We start from the raw sequence: 22,803 nt of genomic DNA on the forward strand, positions 1-22,803 counted from the left end.
ACAGGATTTAGATATCCGGTATAAGATTTCACGATAGCCACTTCTCCGAGGCGTTTCATGGCTCTCGAACTTCGTGCCCTGCGGGGATTTGTGACGGTGTGCGCGGCGGGCTCCATATCTCGCGCCGCGGAGCGTCTGCACATCGCGCAGCCTGCGCTCAGCCTCCAGATGAAGAACCTGGAGGAGGAGTTCGGCGCCGCGCTGCTCGAGCGAACGCCGCGGGGTGTTTTGGCCACGGCGGCAGGCGAGATGCTGCTGACTCATGCGGCCGACATCCTCCGGCGTGTGGATGTTGCGTACGAGGACATTCGGACAGCTATCAAGCAACCGCAAGGCCGGGTGGCTGTTGGGTTGCCTCAGTCCTTGGCCAAGCTGCTAACCGTGCCGCTCGTGAAGGAAGTCTGCGCGGAATGGCCAGGGATTGACCTTCAGATCATTGAGCAGAGCACCGGATACATTCCGCAAGGTCTGCTGACCGGCCATTTGGATATGGGGATGACCTTTGGTGGAACGCCTGAGCCCGGTCTGCGTGCCGATCGTGTGTTGGAAGAACGGCTATTGCTCGTCGGGCCGCCCGGCGCGCTGTCGAAACATGGTCGCAACGGAATCAACGCCGCAGTCAGTGTGCCGTTTTCCAGATTGCGCGAGTACCGCTTGATTCTTCCCGCTGGACTGCATGGTCTGCGCAGCCTTATCGACCGGTTCAGTGCATCCCATAGCACCGACCTTCAGGTCATTGCAGAAGTGAACGCAATCCCGGAGCTCATTTCGCTTGCGGCTGCCGGTGCGGGCTTCACGATTCTGTCTCATGCCTCCGTGCAAGAGGAGTGGCGAGGCGGCCTTGTGTCCTGCGCGCGCGTTGCCGAAGAGGGGTTCACGCGACAGGTCTACCTTTGCCGGGCGGCGACCCGACCGGCGTCGTTGGCTGTCACGAGCGTGTGGCAGCGTATTCTCGCCATAACCGGGAAGCTGGTAGACGGCGGGCAGTGGCCGGTTCACCGATTCACCGCTGGAGGGGAGGGGGCGGATATCCAACGGTGATGGACTGAGCCTCGTCTAGCCCAACTCAACTCCTCGCCTGGCTGCCCGACCGCGCAGCGGTCTCACAAGGATCGGGAGTGACAATGAAACGCTCGAGCGTAGGGATCTGGTTATTCCGAGCACATTTCAGAGCGTGCATAGAAAAGGGAATAACCTGAACATAAGCTCCCGGAAGCATATCCTCGCTTCTTTAGTGAGGATATCTTTCTTGAGGTATGAAAGGGAATGCCGAAGGCCCCCTGCATGCACGATGTCGGCTCCTTCCACCATCCAAGTTCTGGATGATTCCGACAGTCATTTCGAGCCACGGGCTATCTTCGCCCCCGTGCTGGTTGTCTCAGCGCTTCCCCCACAGCAACCAGTCTCCCTCCATCGCTGCCGTCTCTAGCCGACCAATGGAGCGGTCACCACCGAAGCCTTCTCGCTTGTAAGGCTGGGCCCTCCCGTCGGGCGGCTTTGCGCGTCGGCCGACGTGTGACATAAGCGTATACCGCTCTGCGGCCCTCATGATTGATACTGAATGACATGAATATCGATGGCTGGTTATTCTAAATCGAAATAACCAATCTTATGGCTCCAAGAACGGCTAACTTGAGTGCTACTTTTCACGCCTGCACGCAGGCGACGTTTCGCGAGCCCTCCTACGAAAGGTCGTTGAAAACAAGAGTCAGTCGAAGGTAGCAGCGCAGCTTCATATGGCGGTTTCCACGGCATGCTGACGCATCGGTATCTCACTAATCGACCCCTTCAACGTCCTCCAGTATCCGATGCGCAAGCCGAAGATGAGGGCGGTCTATCATTTGGTCGTCCAGGCGCGCGACGCCCACGGTGCCTGGCTGCGCGAACGCTTCGACAACGCGACGCGCCCAGGCAATTTCATTATCACGGGGGGCGAACGCCTCATTGATCGGATCTACGTGTGACGGATGTCCCGCAGCCTTCGCAGAGAATCCGTCTCGCTTGGCCCATGCCGCTTCGCGAGCAATCTGCTCAGTATCACAGACCGCGGTGTTGACTGCATCAATCGCATCAACGCCAGCCTGGGCAGCCGCGAGAAGGCACATCGTCCGAGCGACTGCGAACGGTGGGGTCAAACTAGCGCCATCATGGGTGGTGAGAGTTCCGAGATCGGCAGCCAGGTCTTCGACACCCCACATCAGCGCTCTAAGGCGCAACGGTGCATTCCGGTAAGAGGAAAGTCCGAAGATGCCCTCCGTTGATTCTGTCGCCATTGCGATGATGCCAGTCTCCCAGTTTCCACCGAGCAAGGCGACTTCGAGTGCTGAAAGATAGTCGCACAGGCGAAAGACGTCCTGAACACCACGGCACTTTGGCAAGACAATCGCGTCAGGTATGTGCGGAATGACGGCGGCTAGATCGTTCAGGATATGAGGGGACGATAAGCTGTTGACTCGCACAAAGACCGATTGGGTCATGTGTTCGGCGTGCTCTGTGAGGAACGCTTTGAGGGTCTTGCGCGCATCAGATTTTCCAGTTTCCGGCACACTGTCCTCCAAATCGAAGATCAGTCCGTCTGCATTTGAACGAAGAGACGCAGCCAGCTTGCGTTCGCTGTCCGCAGGAACGAAAAGCAAGGAGCGGAGTTTGCGGGGGGCTGTCGTGCTCATGGGGGCCCAATATCTGACTATGTGCGGCAGCAGTGCTATGCCGCTGTCGCAGTTGTTGTAAAAAAAGAAGGTACGCAGTGAAGTTGCATACCTTCTCGTCTTCGAGATCGGAGACTTACTGCTGCTTTAAGTCGGCATACTTCCGGTTGCTTTCAATCTGCGGATCAAGAAGTGCCTTCCGGAAAGCGTCACGTCCTTCCTTATGCGCCTCGCTCAACTCGCGCAGCCACTTTCGGTACTGCACAGAGACCTTGTCAGTGACCACGGAAACCTCGTCACTCGTGAGGTCTTGAGGCCATTGGGACTCGATGACCGGTTGGTCCTCTGCGAATACCACGTTGTTGAAAGCGATGTGGAGATAGTCTGAGTCGCCAGCCTGCTCGCGTGCAAAGATGAGGAAATTCTTCGTCGTCGAGTCATCCACAGGGCAAGAAACGTTGAAAAGGACATGCAGCGAATCGCTGGTGTACTTCTTCACCGCCAGGTTGATAGCGAAGGGCATGCTGCAGTGGTAGGAGAACGTACCGATGGGAGCTTCGTCAGGAACGTCCATATCCTCCGGGGTCTCATAGACGAAGCGGAACTGACCGTTCACGCGGTCCATCGGAACCACAGGCGGTTCTGCGTTGTTGGGGTCAAAGAGCGTACCCGGATGTATGAAGGCGAAATGTGAGAAGTCGGTGAAGTTCTCCCACCGCCGCTCTGCCGTCGCCTTCCACCAGTAGGGTTCCTGGACGACGATGCGCATCTTCGGATTTTCTGCGGCACTGAAGTAAGGGATCTGAGTGCAGTCGTAGCTCGAATCCAGGCGAACCCAAATCAGTCCGTAGCGCTCTTCACAATCGAAGCTTGCGACACGCGCCTTGTTCGGAATGGGATTGTCTGGGCACGCCGGAATAACCTGGCACACCCCTTTTGTGTCGTACTGCCAGCCGTGATACGGACACTGAATGCGTCCATCCTGCACTTTGCCGCACGAAAGCTTTGCTGACCGGTGAGCGCACCGATCGCGCATGGCAACGTACTGTCCATCGAGCTTTGCAATGACGATCTGTTCATTAAGCAGTGTTACGCCCATTGGGCCGACACTCGAGGGGTGCGCCTTCTCTAGTTCTGTCACCGTGGCGACCGGATGCCAGAAATGTCGAAGGTAGTCCCTGTCGACCTTAGTAGGTTCGAGTTGCATGTCTTGATTCCTTGTGGTGGATAAGGTTGGTGCTTCTGATGTGCAAGGCGCCCGCTTATAGCGGGCGTCTATTCCCTTCTCGTCGACGGGGCATTCGTTGGGGCGAATGTGCCGTCGAACCGTCCTCCAATGCCTGTGTCGGCATTTCAGTATCCGCATCTGGTACACCACAAGGTAGTTTTGAGAGACCGAATCGTCAACCGAGGGAATTACCTGATCGCCGTTGCAAGAGAGTCCTGCGCAACTCTCCTAGTTCATTGAGAGATCAAGCAACGCACCTGCGACCAGCTTCCATACTGGGAAAGTCCGCTACTGTCGCGCTCATGCCACGATTTCTTGGCTGAGAGTGGTGCATCTCGCACCGTCCTGAAGAACTTCTGCACCGGATCCGTACGTCGGGAAAACACCGAGCAACAGCCTGCCCATCAGGTTCTTCAGCGGTGCTAATCTGGTATACCTGATGTCGCATAACTAAATTACGGAGGAGCACATGCCGCCAAGCTAGTCGCATTCGGCAGCTCAGTAGTAGGGCCTGATTCGTGGAGGAAGCTAGCCAAACGCTGTCACGCTGCACGAGGTAGTTGGAGATACCGAAGAGAGTTGCGCCAGACGCAGCCGAATTCCCAATCACTCAACAACGCACGGTGGGCCGTCGAAGCCCAAAAGCCCCCAATATCGGAGAAATCAGATGCAGCAGCGTAGCGTTGAAGAAAGAATCGGAGCGTTGTCGCTCCTTGTCCTTGGATGCCAGCATGTGCTTGTGATGTATGCAGGTGCAATTGCGATCCCGCTGGTCCTTGGCGCGGCCTTGAAACTGCCCAAAGAACAGATCGCGTTCCTGATCAACGCCGACCTCTTTGCATGCGGCGTTGCAACGCTGGTGCAGGCAATCGGAATTGGTGCATTCGGAATCCGGCTTCCCGTCATGATGGGTGTCACCTTTACGGCAATGGGACCGATGATTGCCATCGGTTCCGATCCGAGTGCAGGCCTTCTCGGAGTGTTTGGCGCAACTATCGGTGCAGGCGTAGTGGGTATCCTGCTTGCGCCAGTGGTGGGCAAACTACTGAGATTCTTCCCACCGGTCGTAACCGGCACGGAGATTCTTGCAGTGGGGCTATCTCTGATGGTCGTCGCAGCAAGCTGGTCGGCGGGTGGCTTCGGAAATCCCGACTTCGGCAACCCCCTGTACCTCGGCATCGCGGCGTCCGTTCTGGTCTCGATCCTTCTCCTTGTGCGGTTCACGAGAGGTTTCATCAGCAATATTGCAATCCTGCTTGGTCTGATGATTGGCTTCGTCATATCCGGGGCGCTTGGTCAGGTCACGATGGGTGAGGTACACGAAGCGCCCTGGTTCGGGTTCATCATCCCATTTCACTTCGGGATGCCGAAGTTCAGCTTTTGGCCGATTGTTGCCATGAGCATTGTGATGCTCGTGACGTTCATCGAGTCCGCTGGCATGTTCCTCGCGCTCGGGGAAATCGTCGATAAACCTGTAGGTGAGCGTGATCTGGTCCGCGGGTTCCGAGCGGATGGTCTGGGGACGATTATTGGCGGCGTATTCAATACGTTTCCATACACGTCGTATGCTCAGAACGTTGGCCTGGTAAGCGTGACGGGTATCAAGAGCCGCTGGGTGTGCGCGACGGCTGGTGTCTTGCTCATGATCCTGGGCCTGTTCCCGAAAGTCGCGATCATCGTCGCCTCGGTCCCACCATTCGTCCTTGGCGGTGCGGGCATCGTCATGTTCGGCATGGTGACAGCTAGTGGCATTAAGGTGCTGTCCAGGGTGGACCTGCATAGCGTGAAGAACCTCTACATCATCGCGATCAGTATCGCCGTAGGGATGCTCCCGGTTGTGTCGCCGAAGTTCTTCTCGAAGTTCCCGCCTGATTTGGCTCCAATTCTTGAGAGTCCAATTCTCATGACCGCCATCGTCGCAATCCTTCTGAACATCTTCTTCAACGGTGTCGGGGATACCAGCGAGGCAAAAGCATCGCTGATGGCGACCGCCAGAGAGGCCGATCTTTAAGTCAGACAGGGTGCAAAAGGCTGCGTCCGCCGAACACAGCCTAACCTCAACGCATACCTGAGACCCGCCGGTTTCGGCGGCAGATACATCCTACGCATCCTGCGCCGCGCGACTATTCGCGGGCGCAGCGGGCACCCTATACCCATTGCAATCATGCAGAACAATCGCTGGCAACTGGCCACGGCGGTAGCCGTTGGCATTCTCGGATGCGGAAGCTCGTTCTACGCACACGCTCAATCATCGGTGACCCTCTACGGACAGGCAGATAGCTATATAGGTACGAACAGAACCCCTGGGGCCGGCAGGTCCTACGTACTCGGCTCAGGTGGAATGCAGACCCCATATTGGGGAATCAAAGGAACAGAAGATCTTGGCGGGGGCATGAAGGCAATCTTTGACCTGAACGCCTTCTATCGAATCGATACCGGTAAGGGTGGTAGCTACGATGGTGAGCCGTTCTTCGCACGCAATGCATTCGTCGGAATGGAGCATGCGAACTACGGGACCATTCGACTTGGTCGGAATACCACCCCGTACTTCATCTCGACGATTCTCTTCAATCCTTTCATTGATTCCTACACGTTCGGGCCGGCCATTAATCACACCTATCTGCCTGCTTCAAATGGAACACTGTACGACCCGGGCGTGATTGGTGACACAGGGTGGGTCAACTCCATCGTCTACTCGACGCCGACCGTTGGGGGCTTTACGGTGAATCTCTCGTACGCCATGGGAGAGCAACCGGGCGCAGCGGGGAAAAACAAATGGGGGGGTAATGTCACATACTTTGGTGGAGCGTTGGCGGCAACTGTGGCGTTCCAGCAGGTCAAGTTCAACACTGTGCCAGGTGACGTGGTCGCGCCGGCATCGCTCGTAGGCTTCCAAAAGCAGAATGCTGTCCAGGCGGGAGTTAGCTATGACTTCACCGTAGTGAAGGCTTATGCTCAGGCCCAATACATCAAGTCAGATGTAAGTAGTGCAAGCGGAGACATTCGTCATATCAATGGGCTGCTCGGCGTGTCCGTACCAATCGGCGCAGGCTCTGTACTGTTATCGTATGGTTATGACCACACCAAGAACGATGTCGCCTCGTTCCGCCGTAACACGGTAGCCATCGGCTATGACTACAACCTGTCGAAGCGCACGGACATCTACGCAGCGTTTTACTACGACAAGCTATCCGATCAATCGCATGCGGATGCGGCTGGGGTCGGTTTGCGGCACAAGTTCTGAAATGAAGTCAGCGTGATCCTTGGCCGGTCCTTTTGGGCCGGCTTTTTTGTGCATGTCGTTCGCCGCCGAGACGCAAATGCAAAGCAGAAAAAAAGCGAGGGCCTCACGCCCTCGCAACATCACAACAACTACACGGAACGGTTTGTCAGGTGATCGTAGTCAGCTGGATCTTCTTAGGCTGCTACTTGGCCACGATACTGGTTGACGAAATCCTGGGCGCTCTTTCCCTTCTTGGCTTCCGCGATGGCAGCTCGCTCGGCGTACAGCTCCCGCACAAACTTCGCGACGAGGCAGCTATCGGCGAACATGTTGTACTTCCAGCCAAGGCCGTAGGCACCCAGGTTGATGTTGTCGATAGTCATGATTCGCATATTCGAATCGTCGGTCGACAGATGCTGGTCGATGACTTTCCGCACGAGTTCCTTGGTGCAGGCAAGCTTGTGTGCGTGCCAGAAGTCCGTGTGCCATTCACCCGGCTTCGGAAGACTGAACGGGTACTGAATCGACCGGCCGGGGCGGTCATAGCCGAGGCCATCCCACGGACCGGTCTCGAATGCCCACCAGTTCACCGGGCCATTCGGAGCTGCGGGGCGAACCTGGGTCCAGTGAACCATGTTTCGGTTCAGCCATTCGTCCGCGAAGCTGTCGTCGTTGTAGGGGTCGAGTTTGCGGATTGCTTCCTTGTCGCCTCGCATTTGCGAGACGGCATGTTCTACTTCGTTCTCGATTTTGAAAATGCAGTGGCTGTAGTCCATGCAGAAGTTGAACGGAACGCCACGCTTTTCAACGAGGTCTGCAACGCGGGAAACCCGGCGGAAGTCCTCGGACCACATGTCGACGTGGCTCTCGTACGTGATCGTGATGCCCTTCTTTTCTGCGTACTCGTACGTGTTCAGATAGGAGGTTACGACTTCCTCATCGGTGATGTAATGGCCGTCGGCATGTTTCGCCCAGACCATCAGATTGTGGTACTTGGCGCCCACTTCCTTGGTCCGGTCGACGTTCTCACGGATCTTCGCTTCGTCGACGCCCAGCGTGTAGGTCCAACTGCCTGACAGAACAGGGAAGTTGTAGTGCTGGCTCGCCTTGATGTATTCATCCAGCGACTTGTCATCCGGAGGGATGCGGTCCACGAAATCCCACAGTCCCGACTCCTTCTGCAGCCGGAATTGCTCCATCACCGGCAGTTCCTCTTCGGACACCGGATTTTCGAGCGACGACGGAAAGACTCCACGGCCAGCGCAGCCGATCAAGAACATCGGTTTCATTCTTCCTCCTTCAGTGAGTAGTTGTATGGCTTGGGTCACGAAGCCAATTCGTCCCGGACGTTCGTGCAAAGTGCTGCAGTGAAAGCGTCCTTGCCCTTGACGGCGGCCATGGAGAGCTCGCGATGCCATTTGCGATACTGGATCGACACCTTGTCGGTCGCGACAGAGATTTCGCCGCTGGAGATTTCGGCAGGCCATTGCGATTGGATGATGGGCTGATCCTCTTCCAGAACGCGTTTCTGGAACGCCAAGTGCATGTGGTCAGGCTGACCGTCTTTCTCACGCACGATGATCATGAAGTTCCGACAGGTTTTCTCGTCGACAGGACAGGCCGTCGTCCAGAGAATGAAGCGAGAGTCGTCGCGCCAGAGCTTGATTTCCAGGTTGATGGAGTAAGGCATCGTGCAGCGATAGTCGAAGTCACCCATCGGCGCTTCTTCCGGAATGCCGTCCATCTCGCGAGGCGGAGCCAGCTTGAACTGCAGTTCACCGTCCACACGATTCACCAGTACGGTGGGATGACTCGCAAAGAACGGGTCGTAAAGCGTACCCGGGTGAACGAACGCAAAGTGCGAGAAGTCCGTGAAGTTCTCCCAACGACGTTCTGCGACGGTATTCCAGATATAGGAGTCCGCCACAATGACCTGCATGTTGGGATTGTCCCAGTCGGCGAGATAGGGAATCTCGGTGCAGTCGAAGCTGTTGTCCAGCCTCACCCAGACGATGTCGTATTTCACTTCGCAATCGAAGGTGCTGACCTTGGCGCGCGGAGGGATGGACTTATCAGGGCACGCCGGGACCAACTTGCAGGTGCCACTCTTGTCGTATTCCCAGCCGTGATAGGGGCACTGGATGAAATCTTCGCCGTTCTTGTTGCAGACCTTGCCGAGAGAAAGCTTTGCGGAGCGGTGTGCGCAGCGGTCGGCTGCGGCGACGATCTTGCCATTCAGGCGGGCGAGCACAACTTGCTCGCCAAGCAGTGTCACGGCCATCGGGCCATGACCCGACGGTTGAGAGCGTTCGAACTCGGCCAGTGTGCAAACCGGATGCCAGAAATGCCGCAGATACGTCTTGTCCTCGAGGAGAGGCTTGTACTGCTCACTCACACTCATTTTTTACTCCAGTGGGGGTTCAGGTGCGATGCCAAAGATACTCGTCTGGTCAGCCAAACGCTCTATCTGGTATACCAGCCTATAGAGCGTGAAATAGCGCGGCAATCAGGGATTACCCCGTTCGGTTTCAGACGTGAGTGGACACAGTGGCACGATGCGTGCCAGCTATGAGGCGTTGCTGTCGCAAAGGCGTGCGTGTGAGGCTAGGTAACGGCGTACTTGGTGTCGCCTTCGAAGGTGAGCTGTACTCTGCGATTCAGCGGAGTCGGCTCATCAACATAGTGCATTAATGATTGTGGTGCGTAATGCGCCAGAATGGTGATGCGTGCACAACAGGGATACCATATCGGTGATCTGGTCGACCAGTTACAATGGCGAAAATTCACGTAGACGTATGCACCGGAACCCGGACTTATGCTAACCCAAAAAATTGTAGGCTCGATTTCCGATGCGATCTATCACAGGAAGCTGCCACCTGGGACGAAGCTGAACGAGCGAGACATCGCTGACCTGTTTGGTGTCAGTCGGACCGTCGTGCGGCAAGCTCTGATTCGGCTGTCACAAGATGGCCTGGTCGACATCTCGCCAAAGCGCTCGTCTGCGGTATGGCGCCCGACATTCGATGATGCTTTCGAGCTTTACCAGATGCTGCTAGTACTGGAAAGCGGTGTCATCGACCAGGTGGTGAAGAGTATTACTCCCGACCAACTGAAGGCTCTGCGCGCGCACACGGAAAAGGAACGGCATGCATTTGAGAAGGGCAAGCACGATCTTGGTGACAAGCTTGGTCGTGAGTTTCACTCCTTGCTGCTCTCGTTCCTGAACAATGAAACGCTGAACCAGATCCATTCACAGCTTCGCCGTCGTGAGGCGCTCATCAATGCGATGTTCCGGGTCGGTTTTGACTATTGTCAGCTACGTGACGAGCATGGAAAGCTCGTGGCCTGTTTGGAGAAGCGCGACGCAGCAGCGGCGAAGGAGTTGTTGGCGTCTCACTACAATCTGGTGATCCGCGGCTACCGCTTCGATGCCTCTGCCGCTCCGGATGTCGACCTCAAGACTGCTTTGTCGCTGTAACGCCCTCTGCGCCGCCTCCAACTCTCTGGCGGCGCCTCCCACCTCCCCCGTTTTTTCTCCCACTAAGTAGTTTCCCCACGTGCAATCCGCTTGGCGCATCGGCTTCTTTGCTATACATTCTGGTATACCAGTTAGGACATCTAACGAGCCACGCAGGAGGCGTAGTGAAAGCAGATCAGTTGCTGTTTGAGGATTGGCATCCGGTGGCGGCCCTGGAAGACTTCGTTCCCGGCCGCACGTTCAGGTCGCGACTTTTGGGTCGCCCAATCAGTTTCAGGAAGGAGGACGGAGTCCTTTCCGGGGATTGGGGCGACGACGGCAAGTCGCAACCACTGTCAGTCAAGGAGGCGTACGGCGCGGTCTGGGCGTCGTTCTCCGCGACCCCGCGGGAGCTGTTCCCTGTCCCAGAATTTGCGGAAGTCGACCGGCGCGTTGTGAGTGCCGGGTCGACACGGGTCAACGTGTCGGGTCCGCGTGCTATCGAGAACTTTCTCGATATGGCGCATTTCCCGTTCGTGCACACGGACATTCTCGGAGCCGAGCCGCTCACCGAAGTCCTCCCGTACAACGTGACGCATGACGTGGAGCGAGATGAAATCATCGCCACAGAATGCCGGTTTGCGCAGCCTCGCGCCTCTGCGACAGCCGTGGAGCCGATCGAGACGCAATACACCTACCGCGTCACGCGACCGAACATCGCCATTCTCTATAAGACGTGCCCGCCGGATCCGTCGCGCTGGGACGTGCTTTGTCTGTTTGTGCAGCCAGTCGATGAAGACTGGTGCATTGCGCACACGATCATGTGCTACGTAGACGAAGTGAACACCGATGAGCAACTGCGGAAGTTCCAGCAGACGATCTTCGGCCAGGATCTGATGATTCTGATTAACCAGGTTCCTAAACGCTTGCCGCTCGCTGTGAGCAAGGAGAACCCGGTCCGCGCAGACGTACTTGCCACGGCCTATCGACGCTGGTTGCGAGAAAGTGACCTCCGCTACGGCGTGATTCGAGACTGATACACAAAGATTGTCCCCCGCTATGAACACATTCGACAGAAACGGTTGGTACCCGATTGCCAGTGCGGCAGACCTTCCGGCACGACACGTATATCAGGCCACTTTGGCAGGGCAAGAACTGGCCGTCTGGCGAGACGATAATGGGCTCGTCAATGCTTGGGAGAACCGCTGCCCCCACCGCGGTTTGCGACTTTCGCTGGGTGTGAACCTCGGCCACGAGCTTCGCTGCCAGTATCACGGCTGGACGTATGAGAGTGGTGGTGGCCAATGCACGTTCGTGCCAGCGCACCGGGACCGCGACGCGAGTCAGACTACGTCCGCCTGTGCTCACACGTTTGCGGTGCGTGAGTCGGAAGGCTTGGTTTGGGCTTCTTTGGGAAATCCAACTGGTGAGCCAGGCAAGAGCGCGGCGACGAAGGGCGGCACCGTGCGAACGCAGTTGCGCAGCCTCCCGTTCAACGTATCGGCCGAAGGGGTCGCGAGCGGCTTGATATCCCAAGCTAACAATTTCGCCGAAGTGTTTGGCGAGAGATGGGGTTCTGTCGAGGCTCAACAGCGGGCTGATGGACTCGTCGAACTGCATGTCGCCGGATCGCCGGAGCGTGCAATTCGCTTCTTTGTCCAACCGCATTCGGCGACGAAGGCTATCGTCCACGCCCAAGCAGTATCGAGCGGCCATGCCTCGATCGCATTCCGCAAGCAATTCGCACAGGTGCTCAACGAGGTGCGACGCGCCCTCGAAGCTGTGGCGGCTGTTGCGCCAGTCACGATGGCCAAGAGTATGCCCGCTACGCAGGCGCCATCCGTAACTGAATCTGTTGTCGTGCCGTTCCCTAGGACTTCCAGCACCGAAATTAAGTGCCGCGTCGAAGCGAAAGTTCAGGAGACGGCAGATATTGTCTCGCTGAGCCTCATTCCGATGGGGCAGGCGATGCCGCAACTGTCGCCCGGCATGCACGTTAGCGTGACAACGCCTGCGGGATGCGTACGTCAGTACTCGGTCGTGAACGCACCTCAAGAGCGCGATGCCATCGTAATCGGCGTGAAGCTCGAACCGCAGTCGCGTGGCGGCTCGCGCTCGATGCACGAGCAAGTTCAAGAGGGTACCGAACTGCTCATTACCGTACCCCGCAATGGCTTTCCTCTGAAGCGCACGGGGCGCCGTCCGGTGCTAGTGGCAGGCGGCATCGGTATCACGCCGATTCTCGCCATGGCCCAGGCGCTGCACGCCAATGGCGATGACTTCGAGATGCATTACTTCTGCCGGGGCGCGGAACACGTTCCTTTTGGAGATCGCCTTCGCTCGCTTGGGGAAAAGGTAGTTATCCATGCAGGTCTGGATCCTGTAGCCACCCGCTGCAAGCTCGACGAGGTAATCGGCGCGAAGGCTCCGGATGCGACGGATGTGTATACGTGCGGTCCTGGCCCGATGATCAGCACTGTCGCAGACGTTGCGATCCAGATGGGGATACCCGAAGAAAACGTTCGATTCGAACTGTTCAAAAATGACGATGTGCCTACTGGTGGCGATGCCTTCGAGGTCCAGCTCGCCATCTCCGGAAAGACATTTACCGTTCCCAGCGACAAATCGCTCCTCAAGGCGTGCTGGGAGAACGGCGTTCAGATTGAGGCGTCGTGCGAGCAGGGTGTATGCGGGACGTGCATGACTGGCGTCGTTAGCGGTGAGCTTGAACACCACGACACATATCTCTCCAAGCAAGAACGAGCGAGTGGCAAGTTGATCATGCCGTGCGTGTCGCGTTGCAAGTCCGGAAAGCTGGTGCTCGATCTTTGAAAGGCCGCACATGATTACCCTTTACGACTACGAACTGTCTGGCAACTGCTACAAGGTGAGGCTGTTGCTCAACATCCTCGGTCTCGAATACGTGAACGAGCCTGTCGAGTTCTATCCGAGCCGCGAGCACAAGTCAGACGCTTTTCTGCGCGTCAATCCGCTGGGGCAGCTTCCGGCGCTGAAGGACGATGAACTCACGCTGCGGGACGCCCAGGCAATCTTGGTATATCTCGCTCGAAAGTACGACAAATCTGGACTTTGGTACCCGGTCAATCGCCCTGCGTTGATGGGAGAGCTTCAGATGTGGCTCGCATTTGCGGACAGCCTCACCGGGTCCATTTCCGCGGCGCGGCTGCACGACCTATTCTTCTTCGACTTCGATGCGGCCGCCTGCCAACGTCGGGCTCATGACCTGTTGCGCGTGTTGGATGAGCACCTGTGGGACCGAGAGCAATCAGGAGGAGCCTACTTGTGCGATGCACCGCATCCGACCGTCGCTGACTTGGCATGCTTCCCTTACATCGCATTGTCTGACGAGGGTGGTGTCTCGTTGTCGGACTATCCGGCAGTTCGTCGTTGGACCGACCGCGTGAAGCGAATCCCAGGCTTCGTGGTTATGTCTGGTGTGTTCCCAGCATCGTCAACTCTGGAAGAGCCGGTGGTGGCCGCCGCCCTGGCAAGTTAGTAAAGAAGTTCAGCCCTTCAGGCCCCCTTCCGTTCAGTCCAACCCTCTGAAATGGAATGAACGGTGGGGCGAAGGCGGAGCACTAGTTCTCTCTCCAACCTAGCAATCAGAAAGATTATGAAGACAAAAGCTGCAGTCGCATGGAAAGCCGGTTCGCCCCTGACTATTGAAGAAGTGGACCTGCAAGGTCCTCGCGCCGGTGAGGTCCTCGTTGAGATCAAGGCAACAGGGATTTGCCACACGGACTACTACACCCTGTCCGGCGCGGATCCCGAAGGCATCTTTCCGGCGATCCTGGGCCATGAAGGTGCAGGCATTGTCACGGAGGTTGGCGCAGGCGTGACTTCCCTTAGGCCAGGCGACCATGTCATCCCTCTCTACACCCCCGAATGCCGTCAGTGCAAGTTCTGCTTGTCGCAGAAGACGAACCTTTGCCAGGCGATCCGCTCAACGCAGGGCAAGGGCTTGATGCCCGACGGAACGTCCCGCTTCTCGATTGACGGCAAGCCGCTGTTCCACTACATGGGCACGTCGACGTTCGCCAATCACATCGTGGTGCCGGAGATTGCCTTGGCGAAGATTCGCCCGGATGCACCTTTCGATAAGGTTTGCTACATCGGTTGCGGTGTGACGACTGGCGTTGGTGCGGTCTTGTTTACCGCGAAGGTCGAGGCAGGGGCAAACGTTGTCGTCTTTGGCCTGGGGGGCATTGGACTGAACGTGATTCAGGCGGCCAAGATGGTTGGTGCCAACAAGATCATTGGCGTCGACCTGAACCCCGGCCGGGAGGCCATGGCGCGGAAGTTTGGTATGACCCACTTCGTTAATCCCCAAGATGTGGATAACGTGGTGGACCATATCATCCAGCTGACTGACGGTGGTGCCGATTACTCGTTCGAGTGCATCGGCAACACGAAGGTCATGCGCCAGGCTCTGGAGTGCTGCCACAAGGGTTGGGGCCAGTCCATCGTCATCGGTGTGGCGGAGGCAGGCGCGGAAATCTCGACGCGACCGTTCCAACTGGTGACGGGGCGCGAGTGGAAGGGCTCGGCCTTCGGTGGCGCCCGCGGCCGTACCGACGTACCGAAGATTGTCGACTGGTACATGGAAGGCAAGCTGAACATTGATGACTTGATCACGCACACGTTGCCGCTCGAGCGTATCAATGAGGGCTTCGATTTGATGAAGCGTGGCGAGTCGATTCGCTCGGTTGTCCTCTATTAATGTGGTACTTCGAAATGAATACCTTGGAAATCATTTCGGAGCACGGCTGCCTCGGAGGCGTGCAACGGTTCTACCAGCATGAGTCAGAGGTGGTTAGAACGCCGATGCGCTTCTCGGTCTTCTTGCCCACCAAAGCACTGAAAGGTGAGAAGTGCCCGGCAGTCTTTTACCTGGCTGGTCTGACGTGTACTGAGGAAACATTTGCTGCCAAGGCCGGTGCGCAACGTGTTGCCGCCGAGCTCGACGTAATCCTGGTTGCCCCCGACACAAGCCCGCGTGGGATTGAAATCGCGGGTGACCGGGAAAGTTGGGACTTCGGGGTCGGAGCCGGATTCTACGTCGATGCAACCGACGCGCCGTGGGCGGACAACTATCGGATGTACAGCTACGTTTCCGATGAACTCTACCGCCTAGTACTGGAGCAACTGCCAGTCGATAGTAGCAGGGTGGGAATCATGGGGCATTCGATGGGTGGACACGGCGCGCTGGTCCTGGCGCTGAGAAATCCAGATCGGTTCCGGTCGGTGTCCGCTTTCGCACCGATCGCGAATCCGATGCAATGTCCTTGGGGAATCAAGGCCTTCACGCGTTACCTCGGCACAGATCAAGCTGCCTGGGAAGCGTATGACGCGTCAGCGCTCATCCGTAAGGCTGGTCACGAAGTGTTTCCGGGTGGCATCTTGGTGGACCAAGGGTTGGACGACAAATTCCTGGAAGAGCAACTGCTCCCCGAGAATCTGGAAGCCGCGTGCTTGGCAGCCGGTCAGCGGTTGACGCTTCGTCGTCACGCTGGATTTGACCACGGCTACTACTTCATCGCGTCGTTTATCGAGAGTCATCTCAGGCACCACGCGGCGGAATTGTCCGCGTAGCGCCAATACCAAGTGTCTCAACCGCAGGTTTGGCGTTCCGTTTAGGAACGCCTTTTTTTGTCTGGAGTGTCCATGATCCGTTTGTATGACTTTGAGTTGTCGGGCAGTTGCTACAAGGTCCGTCTGCTGCTGAGTATGCTGAGCGTGCCTTACGAGAAGGTTCCGGTTGACTTCATCAACAAGGAACACAAGACCGACAAGTTCCTCAAGATCAATCCATTTGGCGAGATCCCGGTTCTGGAGGATGGCAGCATGACGTTGCGCGATGCGCAAGCAATCCTGTCCTACATCGCTCGCAAGTACGACAAGCTTGGCATCTGGTATCCAACTGACGCACAAGGAACGGGTCGGGTCAATCAGTGGCTATCTACCGGCGGCAATGAAATCATGAATGCCGCCGGCGCGCGGCTTGTGAAGATCCTCAACTATCCACTGAGTCTTGGCAAGCTGCATGAGGGTGCGCACCGGGCCTTTGCGATTATGGACAAGCATCTGTCGAATCGTGACTGGCTTGAGTTGGGGCATCCGACTATCGCTGACATCGCTTGCTTCCCCTACACCGCATTGGCGGGGGAGGGCGGCATCGATCTATCGAGATACCCAAATATCCTTGCGTGGATTGAGCGGTTCAAGGAGATTCCTGGCTTCATCCCAATGCCTGGGGTCGAAAAGACGGCCTAACGCCGCCTATTGCTGAAGGGGTCAGCCATCAGTGCTGTTTGTGGGTAGGGTGGACCGCTCACCAACGTAGGGGCTATAGGAATCGATGTCTTCGATACATTCTGACATCAGTCCAATGAACTCCTTCAGCTTCTTGCCTGCAAATCGCTGTTTCTGATAGGCGCAGAAGATCCTGCGCCGTTCTGGCTTCCACTGAGGAAGCACTGGCACGAGAATCCTACGTGAGACCTCGGGTTGCACGAAGAAATCCGGCAGCAACGCGATGCCGAACCCGTCGATACAAAACGTCTTCATGACCCAGTAGTCGTTTGTGGTGATGTCGGATCGGTGCAAGTAGGGTTGGCTACCGCTGGATGAATGGAGCATTGGGGCGGATTTGCCATGCCCGAGTGATTCCTTCAGAACGATAGACTCATGCTTGGACACATCCAACGGGGTGACCGGGTTGCCTCTTCGCTTCAGATAGATGGGGCTTGCATACAGGCCGTAGCTGATGCGCCCCAGGCCCTTACCGATGAGATTAGGAATGTCAGGAGGCGTTGCGCAAACATAGCAGTCGGGAGCTGCGCTATCGGCGGCATCGGGCCTGCCGGCGATATCAAGATTGAATTTGACGTTCGGAAATCGGCTGAGGAATAGCTTCGCCACATGACACACAAACGTTGTGCTGAACTCACTGTCGGACAGCACGGACAACGCCCCAGAAACTCCAGTGTCCAGTTCCTGAATCTGGACTTTGGCCATGTCGAGACGACTGGCAACGTCATTTAGTATTGATTCGCAGTGCGCAAAGAAGGCCCGTCCGGCCTCTGTCGGCGCCATGCCGCGCGCCTGGCGATTAAACAGCGTCGCCCCGAGCTGCTGTTCCAACGAGAGAAGCTGGCGACTAAGGGTCGCCTTGGATATACCCGTCATCGCTTCAGCGCGTGTAAGGCTACCGTTTCGCATAACAGCGGCAAACGCTTCTATGACCCTCAAATCGAACTGCACTTGCGCTTCTCCGAAGCTGTAGTAGTGCTACTTTAGCCCGAGATGACGAGCACCGGCGCGTCGCCGGTGCTTTTGGTGCGGGTTCTTTGGGTTAGAGCTTCCACTGAACGACGACCTGAGGGACCGTCTCGTTGACGCCGGCAGAGCCAAACTTGTTTCGCCAGTATTGCAGTTCAACACCGATGAAGAACTTGTCGCGGTATCCGAATAGATCTCCAACATCAAGTTTGAGCTGCGGCTCGGCGAGTATCTGTGACGAGCAAGTTCCGTGGGCCCCGATGAAATCTACGTAGCCGTCAAACATGAAGCGAGCTCTCCCAATGCTGAACGGCAGTTGCCAGTAGGGAGTAATTTGGTACCCAGTCGCGATCCTGCCGCATAAGAACCCACCACCGTATCCACCATAGTTGCCTGCATCGCGATAGGCCAGGACGTCAACATTTAGGAAATTGAAATAGGGGACGTTGAGGTCGACTGTACCGCCGTAAACCAGGACTCGTGAGTTTGAACGGAACGCGCTGTTTCGTGCACCATAGTTATAGCCACCCGTGATGCCGAGATCCTTGACAGGCCCCCATGACAGGTCATGCTTGAACATCTTCGACAAACTTAGCGTAACTTGGCCTTCGCTATATAGGTCCGCCGAGTTCCCATCTGCGTCGTTTGCCTTCGACATCAAGAGAAAGAAGTAGCTACGTCCCCATCCGAACCCAGTGCTGTTCTGGAACTCCACCAGGTTTTTTGCAATTCGCTGGCCGCCGCTGGCGCCGTTGTCATTGAAGTTGGAGCCATATCGATACTGAAAATCGCTATTGCTCCAATCAGCGGCTCTAGTTTCGGAGCCTGTGACAAGAGATGCCACTACCACCATCCAGAAAGAAAATAATCGAGAGAAAGATTTCATTTGAGATAATAAATGGAGAAGGCTTCCTAAGCGAAGCTTCGGATTGATATTGATAATCCTGTGAAATATTTCGTGGCAGCATTGTGACGATCGTTGCATGCGCCATTTTCTGGATGCCTTCTGCTGCCGGTGGAATTTCGCTCGGTGTGTCCGTCCATTCTTGTGTGGCCAGAAGATATTCGAAATGAGAGGCAGTTTTTTCATTCGTTTTCTTGGGGCAAAAGGGATCCCTTCCTGCATTGTTGAAAAATGCGCGGTCCGAATCCGTGTATGGAGAATGAGCCTTTTAGGCTTCGAGTCTTGTTGCTCAGAAATGCAATGGATGACCGCCTAGGTTCATCAGATTACGTTTCTGGCATACCAGAATAGCAGACTGAAGTTCCGGCGGTAGATGTGGAGAGTTAGGTGTTTACCCCACGGATAAATAGCGGAAAAAGTGCACGAGCTCCGTTTCCTTAAGTTGGTGCTGCGGCGCACCACAAAGGGGAGGGTAAATACGTATATTGGTGAAAATGTGGTTGTAATGGGCCTCAATCGACGCTGGGGCCGATGCGAGCCGTGATTAATTCGCCAATCGTTCCAGTTTTGAAACGTTGCTTTTTACGGCATGGCTTTCGCAGAGGTATTTGGCGGGGCTAGATTGGCGAAACGGAAGCGCCAGTGCTTCTGAAATATTGGAGCCATCTATGACACCGTACACCCCCCCTTCCGCCGCGAAGTACATCCCCGTTATTGATCTGACGAAGAGTTTCTCGGCACATATCGAAGAGCGCAAAAGCGTGGCGTGGGAAGTTCACAAGGCGTGCCGCGACATCGGTTTCTTCTATGTCTCTAACCATGGCGTATCACAGGCGCTGATGGATCGTCAGCTTCAGATTGCGAGGGAGTTCTTCGCATTGCCTATCGCAGAGAAGCTGGAGATTGATGCACGTAAGTCGCGATGCATGCGCGGCTACGAGGCGATGTCTAGTCAGACCTTGGATGACGGCTCGCAGCCTGACCTCAAAGAGGGCTTCATGGCCGGACGAGACTGCGACGGAGATCATCCGTACGTCCGGCAAGGGGTTCCCTACTACTACGACATGAATCAATGGCCGCAAGCAATGCCGACGGTTCAGGCCGCAACTGAACGCTACATTGGCGAAATGACTGGCCTCGGACGACATATCTTGAGGATCCTGGCGTTGTCACTCGAGCTTCCAGAGGACTACTTTACTCCCGGTCTCGCAGAACCGATGGTTACCACTCGGCTGCTGCACTATCCGCCTCAGGACCGAGTTGGATCGGGCAACCAGATTGGAGCTGGGGCCCATACCGACTGGGGAATCATTACGATGCTGCTTCAAGATGACGTAGGTGGCCTCGAGGTTCAGAACGCCGACGGAGACTGGATTCGCGCCCCGCACATTCCAGGTACGTTCATCATCAATCTGGGTGACATGGTGCCGCTGCTCACCAACGGGCTGTATCACTCGAATTCTCACCGCGTGCTAAACCTAGCGCCCGACCGACATCGTTACTCCGTACCGACGTTCTTCGACCCTGACTACTTCTACAAGATGCTGCCGGTTCATTACGGCCAAGGGGCAGTGGATGAAAGTACGGCTGTTTCAGTCGGGGAACATATTGCGGAGATGTATCGACGGTCCTACGGAATGGCAGAAGTCGCCGCGTGATTTCGATGTGCGATGTCTCGGCCTCCCCGCAGCGATGGATTGAGACGTCCGGGCGCCCGTCCGAGTAGGGATGCCCGTTACTATTTGGAGAGCGCCATGGGAGATCTGACCTCCGCGTGGGAAAAGATGGAACTGGCGGCCCTCGCCACGAGCGCGCGAAGCCAGCGGGAGCCTTGGTCCTTATGGCTGCGCTCGTGCCAAAGTTGGTAGTAGGTTAATGCGCGCGCCTGGACCGGAAACGGCTCAATTCGCAATGGAAGGATCTTCGAGTAGTGCGTGGCAAACGCTCGAGTCGTCGTAAAAACCAGATCGCTTCGCACAAGCACGTAAGGCGCCATACAAAAGTACGGGATATGCGTCGTCACTCTACGAGAAAAACCTGTGCGTGCCAGTTCGGCGTCGATGGTGTCAGGCCCCGCCACATTCCGAGGTGAGACTCCAAGATGGAGCGCCGACGAATACGCTTGAGCGGTCATCGTGCCCGGACGGATCGGATGACCATCGCGGAGTAGGCAGACTAGTTCGTCTTCGCACAACGGCTGCAGATGCAATTGGTACGGGGGAGTTCGCCAATTCCCGATGACTTGATCCAACTGGCCCATGGCAAGCTTCTGCTCGTAGCTCTCCTCGCTCATGAGGTGGCAAATTTCCAAAGTTGCATTTGGCGCTTCCGCATGAAACCGTTCGATTACCGATGGCACAAAGAAGACGTCTAGGTAGTCCGGCGACCCGATACGAAAGACCCGGTTGGACTGGGCTGGATCGAAGTTTGTGGCGGGCTCGAGAATCTTCCCGATCCCGAGTAACGCCTGCTCAGCAGCTGCAACCAGCGTTAGCCCATGTTCCGTCGGGACCATGCCGTTTCCGCTGCGCACCAGGAGAGGATCGCCGGTGAGCGCACGCAATCTCCGCAAAGCCACGCTTACGGCCGGTTGCGTTTGTCCGAGCTTCAATGCGGCACGGGAAACGCTTCGTTCGGTCAGTAATACGTGCAATACACGTATCAAGTTCGAGTCCACTGTAGCTCCAGCCAAAAATCTCGGGTCGAACCAGACTAAGGTGAAACCCGTTGTATACATTCTTACATATCGGGTTGAAAGTCAGCTATATTCGGACTGACATGACCTTCATGTGCTGACGTGCATACCTCGCTCGAGGTAAGGAAATCGCGCCAAGGCGCCCTCAGTTCGCGCGATGCATAGACTGCCCGAGCTGCCTGGTCGCAATGGAGGTATGCCATGAGCGTCGTCTCTTACATTGCGCATAGTCTGTGCCCACTGGCTATAGCGGAAGACACATAGAAGTTATGGTGGTATTTCGCTGCCTTGGGCTACTCGCTTGCTTGCCGATGCAGTCACCGTGCGCAAAAATGCCTCTGGTACGTATGCAGGGCACACCGCATCGAGTTACAGCTTGAACGGGAGTCCTTGCGCATAACCGGCTTCGTACTTCGTTGGATCGTCCGCATGTTCATTCGTCAGTTGAAGTACCTCGTTGCATTGGACCAGGAAAAGCACTTTGGACGGGCAGCTTCCAAATGCCACGTATCTCAACCAGGGCTCTCTGGTGCAATCCGCAGCATCGAGAACGAACTGGGCCTTGTTATCGTGCAGAGGGGACGAAGATTTCAAGGGTTCACCTCAGATGGGGAACGGGTCCTCGCGTGGGCGCGACGCGTGCTGGCAGACTGTGACTCCCTGAGACAAGAGGCCAGTGCAGCCAGTGGAGGACCGTCGGGAGTGCTTAGGATTGGCGTGATTCCAGCAGTTGTTCCACTGGTAACGCCTTTTCTTCAATATTGCCTGAAGCACTATCCGGGAATCACCCATCGACTACATACCCTGTCCGCCACCGAAATCCTGCGAAAGCTAGTCAACTTTGAGCTTGACGTCGGCATTACATACCTGGATGCCGAGAGCCTCGAGGCGTTCGAGAAGAGAAGTCTCTGTCGAGAGACCTATGTGTTGGTCTGTGGACCGCACGAATCAATGGAAGGTAAGCAGAGCGTCTCGTGGCGGCACGCGGCTGAACTTCCTCTGGTCCTCTTCACCGACAACATGCAATGCCGGACCGGTATCGATCGAGCGTTCGCGGCTGCAGGTGCTTCGCCGAAGCCAGTAGTTGAAGCAGATTCGATTACCGCAATCCTGGCTCTGGTTGCCAGCGCGGGTCTCTACAGTGTGCTGCCGAACAGCGTAGCGTCGATGGAGCACGCAATTGGTCAGTTTCGATTCTTGCCAATGCTGCCAGAGAACCACAGGGATATCGGTCTAGTCCTCGTGAAGCAGCGACATCAGTCGCCCCTGCTACAGGTGGCGTTGAACGCAATGTCCGAATCGATATCAGGATCGACACCACTTGAGCGGCGCCCTTGATATTCGAA

General features: G+C 56.4%; 19 protein-coding genes. 12 read left to right on the forward strand and 7 right to left on the reverse strand.

Annotated elements, in window-relative coordinates:
* Positions 1–57 precede the first annotated feature (57 nt).
* The gene (locus AC1RKI_RS27130) at positions 58–1,041 is read left to right on the forward strand and encodes a LysR family transcriptional regulator (RefSeq protein ID WP_066739153.1); all 984 of its coding nucleotides are present in this window, start codon (positions 58–60) and stop codon (positions 1,039–1,041) included.
* Between the two features lie 734 nt (positions 1,042–1,775).
* Here AC1RKI_RS27130 and AC1RKI_RS27135 read toward each other — a convergent pair.
* Both AC1RKI_RS27135 and AC1RKI_RS27140 read right to left on the reverse strand, forming a co-directional pair.
* Positions 1,776–2,669 (reverse strand): HpcH/HpaI aldolase/citrate lyase family protein, encoded by an 894-nt coding sequence (locus AC1RKI_RS27135; protein ID WP_066739152.1) that lies wholly within the window; start codon positions 2,667–2,669, stop codon positions 1,776–1,778.
* Between the two features lie 115 nt (positions 2,670–2,784).
* Entirely contained in the window at positions 2,785–3,855 is a 1,071-nt protein-coding gene (locus AC1RKI_RS27140) for a Rieske 2Fe-2S domain-containing protein (RefSeq protein WP_066739151.1), read from the reverse strand.
* 688 nt (positions 3,856–4,543) lie between these two features.
* On the opposite strand from AC1RKI_RS27140, the gene AC1RKI_RS27145 reads away from it, so the two are divergent.
* Both AC1RKI_RS27145 and AC1RKI_RS27150 read left to right on the forward strand, forming a co-directional pair.
* The gene (locus tag AC1RKI_RS27145; RefSeq protein ID WP_066739150.1) at positions 4,544–5,887 is read left to right on the forward strand and encodes a nucleobase:cation symporter-2 family protein; all 1,344 of its coding nucleotides are present in this window, start codon (positions 4,544–4,546) and stop codon (positions 5,885–5,887) included.
* A 153-nt stretch (positions 5,888–6,040) separates the two neighbouring features.
* Positions 6,041–7,120: a porin gene (locus AC1RKI_RS27150; RefSeq protein ID WP_066739149.1), complete on the forward strand. Its 1,080-nt coding sequence runs from the start codon at positions 6,041–6,043 to the stop codon at positions 7,118–7,120.
* A 173-nt stretch (positions 7,121–7,293) separates the two neighbouring features.
* On the opposite strand, the gene AC1RKI_RS27155 is transcribed toward AC1RKI_RS27150, so the two are convergent.
* Entirely contained in the window at positions 7,294–8,388 is a 1,095-nt protein-coding gene (locus tag AC1RKI_RS27155; protein ID WP_066739148.1) for a sugar phosphate isomerase/epimerase family protein, read from the reverse strand.
* 35 nt (positions 8,389–8,423) lie between these two features.
* On the reverse strand, positions 8,424–9,500 hold the full coding sequence (locus AC1RKI_RS27160) for a Rieske 2Fe-2S domain-containing protein (RefSeq protein ID WP_066739147.1): 1,077 nt from the start codon (positions 9,498–9,500) through the stop codon (positions 8,424–8,426).
* A 414-nt stretch (positions 9,501–9,914) separates the two neighbouring features.
* Between AC1RKI_RS27160 and AC1RKI_RS27165 the strand changes: the two genes are divergently transcribed.
* The 7 genes from AC1RKI_RS27165 (at position 9,915) to AC1RKI_RS27195 (ending at position 16,850) form a co-directional block, all read left to right on the forward strand.
* Positions 9,915–10,577 carry a GntR family transcriptional regulator gene (locus tag AC1RKI_RS27165; protein ID WP_066739146.1) on the forward strand — a complete coding sequence of 221 codons (663 nt, stop codon included), beginning with the start codon at positions 9,915–9,917 and terminating at the stop codon, positions 10,575–10,577.
* Between the two features lie 164 nt (positions 10,578–10,741).
* Positions 10,742–11,593, forward strand: coding sequence for an aromatic ring-hydroxylating oxygenase subunit alpha (locus tag AC1RKI_RS27170; RefSeq protein WP_066739145.1), 852 nt, complete (start codon positions 10,742–10,744; stop codon positions 11,591–11,593).
* 22 nt (positions 11,594–11,615) lie between these two features.
* Positions 11,616–13,388 (forward strand): PDR/VanB family oxidoreductase, encoded by a 1,773-nt coding sequence (locus AC1RKI_RS27175; RefSeq protein WP_492798088.1) that lies wholly within the window; start codon positions 11,616–11,618, stop codon positions 13,386–13,388.
* A 10-nt stretch (positions 13,389–13,398) separates the two neighbouring features.
* Entirely contained in the window at positions 13,399–14,073 is a 675-nt protein-coding gene (locus tag AC1RKI_RS27180; protein ID WP_492798086.1) for a glutathione S-transferase family protein, read from the forward strand.
* Between the two features lie 117 nt (positions 14,074–14,190).
* Positions 14,191–15,297, forward strand: a complete 1,107-nt coding sequence (locus AC1RKI_RS27185; RefSeq protein WP_492798085.1) for an S-(hydroxymethyl)glutathione dehydrogenase/class III alcohol dehydrogenase — start codon at positions 14,191–14,193, stop codon at positions 15,295–15,297.
* 14 nt (positions 15,298–15,311) lie between these two features.
* On the forward strand, positions 15,312–16,169 hold the full coding sequence (fghA, locus tag AC1RKI_RS27190; protein WP_492798083.1) for an S-formylglutathione hydrolase: 858 nt from the start codon (positions 15,312–15,314) through the stop codon (positions 16,167–16,169).
* Positions 16,170–16,241: 72 nt separating this feature from the next.
* The gene (locus tag AC1RKI_RS27195) at positions 16,242–16,850 is read left to right on the forward strand and encodes a glutathione S-transferase family protein (protein ID WP_492798081.1); all 609 of its coding nucleotides are present in this window, start codon (positions 16,242–16,244) and stop codon (positions 16,848–16,850) included.
* Between the two features lie 21 nt (positions 16,851–16,871).
* Here AC1RKI_RS27195 and AC1RKI_RS27200 read toward each other — a convergent pair whose 3' ends face one another.
* Together AC1RKI_RS27200 and AC1RKI_RS27205 are read right to left on the reverse strand one after the other, a co-directional pair.
* Positions 16,872–17,840: a LysR family transcriptional regulator gene (locus AC1RKI_RS27200; RefSeq protein ID WP_492798079.1), complete on the reverse strand. Its 969-nt coding sequence runs from the start codon at positions 17,838–17,840 to the stop codon at positions 16,872–16,874.
* A 91-nt stretch (positions 17,841–17,931) separates the two neighbouring features.
* Positions 17,932–18,948, reverse strand: a complete 1,017-nt coding sequence (locus tag AC1RKI_RS27205) for a hypothetical protein (protein WP_492798077.1) — start codon at positions 18,946–18,948, stop codon at positions 17,932–17,934.
* A 482-nt stretch (positions 18,949–19,430) separates the two neighbouring features.
* On the opposite strand from AC1RKI_RS27205, the gene AC1RKI_RS27210 reads away from it, so the two are divergent.
* Positions 19,431–20,420 (forward strand): isopenicillin N synthase family dioxygenase, encoded by a 990-nt coding sequence (locus AC1RKI_RS27210; protein ID WP_492798076.1) that lies wholly within the window; start codon positions 19,431–19,433, stop codon positions 20,418–20,420.
* An 80-nt stretch (positions 20,421–20,500) separates the two neighbouring features.
* Here AC1RKI_RS27210 and AC1RKI_RS27215 read toward each other — a convergent pair whose 3' ends face one another.
* A complete protein-coding gene (locus AC1RKI_RS27215) occupies positions 20,501–21,499 on the reverse strand; it encodes a LysR family transcriptional regulator (RefSeq protein ID WP_492798074.1) in 999 nt (332 codons plus the stop codon).
* 387 nt (positions 21,500–21,886) lie between these two features.
* Here AC1RKI_RS27215 and AC1RKI_RS27220 point away from each other — a divergent pair, with 387 nt between their 5' ends.
* Positions 21,887–22,795 (forward strand): LysR family transcriptional regulator, encoded by a 909-nt coding sequence (locus AC1RKI_RS27220; RefSeq protein ID WP_492798072.1) that lies wholly within the window; start codon positions 21,887–21,889, stop codon positions 22,793–22,795.
* The last annotated feature ends 8 nt before the right edge of the window (positions 22,796–22,803 follow it).

It is taken from the genome of Cupriavidus sp. GW822-FHT06G04 (assembly GCF_058799075.1).